The organism is Pseudomonas atagonensis (assembly GCF_011369485.1).
Taxonomy (GTDB): Bacteria; Pseudomonadota; Gammaproteobacteria; order Pseudomonadales; family Pseudomonadaceae; genus Aquipseudomonas; species Aquipseudomonas atagonensis.
This window is the reverse complement of record NZ_VXCA01000019.1, coordinates 47,785-54,603: the sequence shown is the minus strand read 5'-3', so window position 1 is coordinate 54,603 and position 6,819 is coordinate 47,785. Positions and strand designations below refer to the sequence as shown.

7 protein-coding genes are annotated in these 6,819 nt (G+C 61.0%); 3 read left to right on the top strand and 4 right to left on the bottom strand.

What is annotated here, in order from left to right:
* From xopAW to F2P67_RS13810, 3 genes are all read right to left on the bottom strand, one after another.
* A partial coding sequence (xopAW, locus tag F2P67_RS13820) for an EF-hand domain-containing protein (RefSeq protein ID WP_166221005.1) occupies positions 1 to 275 on the bottom strand: 275 nt, incomplete at its 3' end.
* A gap of 118 nt (positions 276 to 393) precedes the next feature.
* The gene (locus tag F2P67_RS13815) at positions 394 to 1,443 is read right to left on the bottom strand and encodes a sensor histidine kinase (RefSeq protein ID WP_166221004.1); all 1,050 of its coding nucleotides are present in this window, start codon (positions 1,441 to 1,443) and stop codon (positions 394 to 396) included.
* Positions 1,443 to 2,192, bottom strand: a complete 750-nt coding sequence (locus F2P67_RS13810; protein WP_484573262.1) for a response regulator — start codon at positions 2,190 to 2,192, stop codon at positions 1,443 to 1,445. The genes F2P67_RS13815 and F2P67_RS13810 overlap by 1 nt, the downstream gene beginning before the upstream one ends.
* A gap of 295 nt (positions 2,193 to 2,487) precedes the next feature.
* Here F2P67_RS13810 and pyrF point away from each other — a divergent pair, with 295 nt between their 5' ends.
* Positions 2,488 to 3,186 carry an orotidine-5'-phosphate decarboxylase gene (gene pyrF, locus F2P67_RS13805; RefSeq protein WP_007960372.1) on the top strand — a complete coding sequence of 233 codons (699 nt, stop codon included), beginning with the start codon at positions 2,488 to 2,490 and terminating at the stop codon, positions 3,184 to 3,186.
* A gap of 52 nt (positions 3,187 to 3,238) precedes the next feature.
* On the opposite strand, the gene F2P67_RS13800 is transcribed toward pyrF, so the two are convergent.
* A complete protein-coding gene (locus F2P67_RS13800; RefSeq protein ID WP_166221002.1) occupies positions 3,239 to 4,243 on the bottom strand; it encodes an NADP-dependent oxidoreductase in 1,005 nt (334 codons plus the stop codon).
* Positions 4,244 to 4,479: 236 nt separating this feature from the next.
* Here F2P67_RS13800 and F2P67_RS13795 point away from each other — a divergent pair, with 236 nt between their 5' ends.
* Positions 4,480 to 5,241, top strand: a complete 762-nt coding sequence (locus F2P67_RS13795; protein WP_166221001.1) for an SDR family oxidoreductase — start codon at positions 4,480 to 4,482, stop codon at positions 5,239 to 5,241.
* Positions 5,242 to 5,431: 190 nt separating this feature from the next.
* Complete coding sequence (locus F2P67_RS13790; protein WP_166221000.1) at positions 5,432 to 6,811, top strand: aminotransferase-like domain-containing protein; 1,380 nt, start codon at positions 5,432 to 5,434, stop codon at positions 6,809 to 6,811.
* The last annotated feature ends 8 nt before the right edge of the window (positions 6,812 to 6,819 follow it).

The window sequence follows — 6,819 nt, the reverse complement described above, 5'->3', positions numbered from 1 at the left end:
GGCGGCGGCGGGGGCATGGCGGTCATTTCTTCGGCGCTGAGGCTGCCGCTGTCGTCGCTGTCCAGATCACCGAATTGCTTGCTCAGGCTGACCAGCAGGCCATCATCGGACTTTTGTGACAGGGCGCTTTTCAGTTCGTCCTGATCCACCGCGCCGTCGCCATTGCTGTCGAGCTTGGCGAACAGTTCTTTTTGCAGTTGCTGGCTGCGGGCATTTTGCGTGGTGGTGCTGCTGGTGCTGGTATAGCTCGTGTAGTTGCTGACGCTACCGATCATCGGGCTCACTCCTTGGATGGAAAACCGGTGGGTGTACCGGCTTGTGCAGCCTCAAGGGGCAAGTTGTCGTGGGTATGTGGAGTTTGTACCGGGTGGTACACAGACAGAAGGGCCGCTCTCAGGCGCGGGGCAGGCGGATGACAGCGGTGAGGCCACCGCCCGGCGTTTCTTCGAGTTTCAGTTCGCCGCCCAGCCGTTGTGCCGCTTCGCGGGCGATGGTCATGCCCAGGCCGACACCGCCGGAGTTGCGGTTGCGTGAACCTTCCAGACGATAAAACGGCTCAAACACCGCTTCGCGTTTGTCTTCGGCAATGCCCGGGCCGTGGTCGATCACGCGGATCAGCAGTTGCTCGCGTTGATCCGCCAATTCAATGTGTGCCTGTCCGGCATAACGCAGGGCGTTGTCCAGCAGGTTGTTGATACACGAACGCAGCGCCATCGGCTGCACCGGCAGGGGTGCGCAGTGGCCGCTGACCTGGACATCGGCGCCCTGGTCCTGAGCGTTTTCACACAGTGATTCGACCAGCGCCTGCACGTCCATCAATTGCAGCGCCTCACTGGTGCGCTGTTCGTGCAGGTAAGTGAGCGTGGCGTCGAGCATGCCGATCATGTCGTTCAAGTCCTGACGCATTTGGCCTTGCAGCTTTTCGTCGCTGATGTTTTCCAGACGCAGTTTCAGCCGCGACAGCGGGGTGCGCAGGTCGTGGGACACGGCGCCAAGCATACGTGCACGTTGCTGCACCTGTTCGCGGATGCGTTGCTGCATCAGGTTGAAGGTGTGCGCGGCTTGCCTGGCCTCCCGGGGGCCGGACTCATCGAGAGGCGGGCTGTCGAGGTTTTCACTGAGGCGTTCGGCGGCGTCGCTCAGGCGCTGGATCGGTCGGCTGAGCAGTTTGGCGCCGTACCAGGCGGCGATCATCAACGAGACAAATTGAAAGGTCAGCGGCACGATCGGCCCGCCAAACCAAGGACGCGGCGGGCGTGGCGGATAACGCGGATCGAGGGGAGGTCGCTGCCCCTCGGCGTCTTGCGAAGCTTCCGGTGGGGGTGGCGGCGGTGGTGGGCCGTAATGGTGGAACCAGGCAAAAGCCAACAGGTGCGCCAGGACAATCGCCACAAACAGCACGCCAAACAGGCGGCCGAACAGCGTGTCGAAGCGCACCCGCATCAGCCGATGTCCCGCGCGTCGAACAGATAGCCCTCACCGCGCACGGTTTTGATCAGCTGTGGGGCTTTCGGATCGTCGCCGAGTTTCTGCCGCAGGCGCGAGACCAGCAGATCGATGCTGCGGTCGAACGCTTCGATCGAGCGGCCACGGGCGGCGTCGAGCAATTGCTCGCGGCTGAGTACCCGGCGCGGGCGTTCGATGAACACCCAAAGCAGACGGAATTCTGCGTTGGACAGCGGCACGACGAGGCCGTCGTCGGCGATCAACTGGCGCAGGACGCTGTTCAGGCGCCAGTTGTCAAAGCGAATGTTCGCCCGCTGTTCGGTGCGGTCGTCGCGTACCCGGCGCAGGATGGTCTGAATCCGTGCCACCAGTTCGCGCGGTTCGAACGGTTTGGCCATGTAGTCATCGGCGCCGAGTTCCAGGCCGATGATGCGGTCGGTCGGTTCGCAGCGTGCGGTGAGCATCAGGATCGGGATATCCGACTCGGCGCGTAGCCAGCGGCACAGCGACAAGCCGTCTTCACCGGGTAACATCAGGTCGAGCACGACCACGTCGAAATGCTCGCCCTGCATCGCCTGACGCATCGCTGCACCGTCGGTTACGCCACTGGCGTGAATGTTGAAACGCGCGAGGTAGTCGATCATCAGCTCACGGATCGGCACGTCGTCGTCGACGATCAGGGCGCGAATGCTCCAGCGCTTGTCGTCTTTTGGCTCATCCGTCACGGTCGTTTGGGTGTTGTGCATGGGGCTGTTCATCTGCCAGTAGGCCGCCAACCACAAAGATGGGCTGCGAGGTTGTGGTTTCAGCATAGGCGTCCGGCCGTGAGGCGGGAAGTGCTGATGTAAGGACGTGTTGCGGCTGGCGAGGCTAGCGCGGGTGCTTGTTGGCGACATGTCGGTTGTGTATCGGGTTCGACACAATAGCAGCGGGCGCTATGCTGATCACGGCTGGCGCGACGATTTACCGATCATCGGGTGCCGCGCCGCCGCCGGTTCCGCTACAATGCGCGCCGATTTCGACTTGCCTGAGAGCCCACCCATGTCCGCCTGCCAGACTCCTATCATCGTCGCCTTGGATTTCCCCACCCGTGACGCCGCACTGAAGCTGGCCGACCAGTTGGACCCGAAACTGTGCCGGGTCAAAGTGGGCAAGGAACTGTTCACCAGTTGCGCCGCGGAAATCGTCGGCACCCTGCGTGACAAAGGTTTTGAAGTATTCCTCGACCTGAAATTCCACGACATTCCCAACACCACCGCGATGGCCGTGAAAGCCGCCGCTGAAATGGGTGTGTGGATGGTCAACGTTCACTGCTCCGGCGGTCTGCGCATGATGGCGGCTTGCCGTGAAGAGCTGGACAAACGCAGCGGGCCGCAGCCGCTGCTGATCGGCGTGACCGTGTTGACCAGCATGGAGCGTGAGGATCTGGCGGGTATCGGGCTGGACATCGAGCCACAAGAGCAAGTGCTGCGTCTGGCCGCGCTGGCCGAGAAGGCCGGGATGGACGGTCTGGTGTGCTCGGCGCTGGAAGCCACGGCACTGAAAACCGCGCATCCGTCGCTGCAACTGGTGACCCCGGGTATCCGCCCGGCGGGCAGCGCCCAGGACGACCAGCGTCGCATTCTGACCCCGCGTCAGGCGCTGGATGCCGGTTCCGACTATCTGGTGATCGGCCGTCCGATCAGCCAGGCGGCGGATCCGGCCAAGGCCCTGGCCTCGGTAGTTGCCGAACTGGCCTGAGCGAACAGCTGAAGCATCAAAGAAGGGAGCCCGATGGCTCCCTTCTTTGTTTTCAGACCTTCAACACCAATTTGCCGAAATTCTCGCCGCTGAACAGTTTGCTCAGGGTTTCCGGAAAGGTCTCCAGACCTTCGACGATGTCTTCCTTGCTCTTGAGTTGCCCATTGGCCATCCAGCCAGCCATTTCCTGCGCGGCACTCGCATATTGCGCGGCATAGTCCATCACCACAAAGCCTTCCATCCGCGCACGGTTGACGAGCAGCGACAGATAGTTGGCCGGGCCTTTCACCGCTTCCTTGTTGTTGTACTGGCTGATGGCGCCGCAGATCACCACGCGCGCTTTCAGGTTGATACGGCTGAGCACGGCGTCGAGGATGTCGCCGCCGACATTGTCGAAATACACGTCCACGCCTTTCGGGCATTCACGTTTTAGCCCGGCGGCCACGTCTTCGCTCTTGTAGTCGATGGCGCCGTCGAAGCCCAGTTCATCGATAAGGAATTTGCATTTGTCGGCGCCGCCGGCGATGCCGACCACGCGACAGCCTTTGATCTTGGCAATCTGCCCGGCAATGCTGCCCACCGCGCCTGCTGCGCCAGACAACACCACGGTATCGCCGGCCTTCGGAGCACCGACGTCGAGCAGGGCGAAGTAGGCGGTCATGCCGGTCATGCCCAATGCGGACAGGTAAACCGGCAGCGGTGCCAGTTTCGGATCGACCTTGTAGAAACCTCTTGGCTCGCCGAGGAAATAATCCTGCACGCCAAGGGCGCCGTTGACGTAGTCGCCGACGGCAAACCCCGGATTATTCGACGCGACGACTTTGCCTACGCCCAACGCGCGCATGACCTCACCGATAGCGACCGGCGGGATGTAGGACTTGCCCTCATTCATCCAGCCACGCATGGCCGGGTCGAGGGACAAGTATTCGTTCTTGACCAGAATCTGTCCCGTTGCAGGCTCGCCGAGCGGTACTTCCTGATAGGTGAACGTCTCGCGGGTGGCGGCGCCCACCGGGCGTTTGGCGAGCAGGAACTGGCGATTGGTCTGGGTAGTCATGACAGGCACTCAAGCTGAATGAAGCCTTGTTGATAGACCTTCATCGGCCAAGTCGCAAGGTTGGCTGATGCGGCGAATGCAGGTTGATCCAGTGCAGTGATAGTTGCCCCTGCGGTTTTATCACTGCGATCCATGGAAGGGTAAGCGGCCTTTTGATAGTGCTGACGCCGCACGGGCCGCTGTGGCTATGCTGCAGACAGGCAAATCCGCGCATCCATCCGTTCGAGGGCATAACAATGAGCATGACGTTTTCCGGCCAGGTTGTCGTAGTGACGGGCGCCGCCAATGGTATCGGCCGGGCAACCGCCCAGGCATTCGCCGCCGAAGGCCTGAAAGTGGTGGTCGCCGACCTTGATACGGCCGGAGGCGAGGGGACGGTTGCGCTGATTCGTACAGCCGGTGGCGAAGCGACCTTCGTGCGTTGCAACGTAACCGTCGAGAGTGAAGTGAAAAATCTGATGGACGAGGTGATCAATACCTACGGCCGCCTCGACTACGCCTTCAACAACGCTGGCATCGAGATAGAGAAAGGCAAACTGCCGGAAGGCACCATGGAGGAATTCGACGCGATCATGGGCGTCAACGTCAAAGGTGTCTGGTTGTGCATGAAGTATCAATTGCCGTTGCTGTTGGCTCAGGGCGGTGGCGCCATCGTCAACACGGCGTCGGTGGCAGGACTAGGTGCGGCACCGAAGATGAGCATTTATGCTGCGTCAAAACATGCGGTGATCGGCCTGACCAAGTCGGCGGCCATCGAATACGCCAAGAAGAAAATCCGCGTCAACGCGGTCTGCCCGGCCGTAATCGATACTGACATGTTTCGTCGCGCCTACGAGGCAGACCCGAAGAAAGGCGAGTTTGCCAACGCGATGCACCCGGTCGGACGCATCGGCAAGGTCGAAGAAATCGCCAGTGCCGTGCTTTATCTGTGCAGTGACGGTGCAGCGTTTACCACCGGCCATTCACTGGCGGTGGACGGCGGTGTTACCGCGTTCTAAGTCAAAGCAGCGCAGAAAAACAACCCGCCATCGTGCGGGTTTTTTATGCATTACGTTGAGTTCCGTGTATATCCTAAACAATGTGTTTCAAAGCGTTAGAACCGATGTTTTTGACGGTGTTGTCGCACAGCCAGTGGGCTGTGGCTGTGATTTACTGCCGCCAGCAAAACGGACAGGAGTTTGCGTGCTCATGGAATTGAGAATTGACCGACAGGCAATGGTGCCGGTCGTACAGCAGATTGTTGACGGAATTATCGACTGGATCCTGCGAAGTGGTGTGGCGCCGACCACGCGGTTGCCCTCTGTGCGACAAATAGCGCGGACCAATCTGCTTAGTCAGTCGTGTGTCATCGAGGCCTGTGAGCGGTTGGTGGCGCAGGGTGTTCTTAGCACCCGACAGGGTGCCGGGTTCATGGTCGCGGCGCCCCTTTCACCCGCCGTCGGTCGTAGTGAACCCCAGTTCGACAGTGGCCTGGTCTGGAGTCAAGCGTGCGGCTCGCCCGGCGGGTTGAAGCTTGGCAGCGGCGGGTTGCCGGAGAGTTGGCGTGAGTCCGATGATCTCAGCTACGCCATTCGGGAAGTGGCGCGAACCGACATGGCCAGTCTGTTCAATTACAGCTGCGCGCGGGGCCTGCCGGCACTGCGTGAGCTGATCGTCAAACGCCTCAAGCTGTTCGATATCGAGTCCGTCGACGAACAGGTACTTACCACGGCCGGAGCCAGTCATGCACTGGACCTGATCGTGCGCACACTATTGAAGGCCGGCGATTACGTGCTGGTAGAAACCCCGGGTTACCCACCGTTGTTCGATCTGTTGCGCCTGCATGGCGTGCACATGCTCGAAGTGCCCCGCACGCCGACGGGGCCGGACATTGCGGTGCTTGAAAGTTTGCTGATGCAGTTCCAGCCGGTTGCCCTGTTCATCAACAGCCACCATCACAACCCGACGGGTACGTGTCTGACCCCTGTGGTCGCGCAGCAGCTTTTGCAGGTCTGCAGGCGCCACGCGGTGCGGCTGATTGAAGACGACGTTTACGCCGATCTGCACCACAGCAACGGTGCGCGGCTGACGGCACTCGATGAGCGGGTGATCTACGTTGGCAGTTTTTCGAAAACCCTGAGCAGTTCGTTGCGGGTCGGCTTCGTCGTCGCCGATCGCGAGCTGATCGCGCAAATGGCTCGGGTCAAGATGATCAGCAGCATGGGCGCGTCCCGGTTCAGTGAAGCGGTACTCGCCAGCCTGATTGCCAGCGGTGCGTATCGAAAACTGGTGCAGCGCCAGCGTCAGCGCTTGAGTACCGATCGAACCGCCGCGTTGCAGATTCTCGAAGATGCCGATTGGGAGGTGTTCGGCAAACCGCTGGGCGGCCTGTTCATCTGGGCCCGTTCGGCGATCACCGAGCGCAGCCGCCTGCACTTGCATGCTCAGCGCAGCGGCGTGTTGCTGTCGGCGGCGAATGCCTTCAGCCCCAGCGGTGAAAACACCGAGTGGCACCGAATCAACGTGGCCTACGCCTGTGATCCACGGGCGCGGCAGTTTTTCCGCAATACCGGTGTGGATCGACCTTGAGTGTTCTG

Bases quoted from the DNA above. Each gene is read 5' to 3' on its own strand.
- F2P67_RS13815 (WP_166221004.1), bottom strand. From the start codon at position 1,443: ATGCGGGTGCGCTTCGACACGCTGTTCGGCCGCCTGTTTGGCGTGCTG.
- F2P67_RS13810 (WP_484573262.1), bottom strand. From the start codon at position 2,192: ATGCACAACACCCAAACGACCGTGACGGATGAGCCAAAAGACGACAAG.
- pyrF (WP_007960372.1), top strand. From the start codon at position 2,488: ATGTCCGCCTGCCAGACTCCTATCATCGTCGCCTTGGATTTCCCCACC.
- F2P67_RS13800 (WP_166221002.1), bottom strand. From the start codon at position 4,243: ATGACTACCCAGACCAATCGCCAGTTCCTGCTCGCCAAACGCCCGGTG.
- F2P67_RS13795 (WP_166221001.1), top strand. From the start codon at position 4,480: ATGAGCATGACGTTTTCCGGCCAGGTTGTCGTAGTGACGGGCGCCGCC.
- F2P67_RS13790 (WP_166221000.1), top strand. From the start codon at position 5,432: ATGGAATTGAGAATTGACCGACAGGCAATGGTGCCGGTCGTACAGCAG.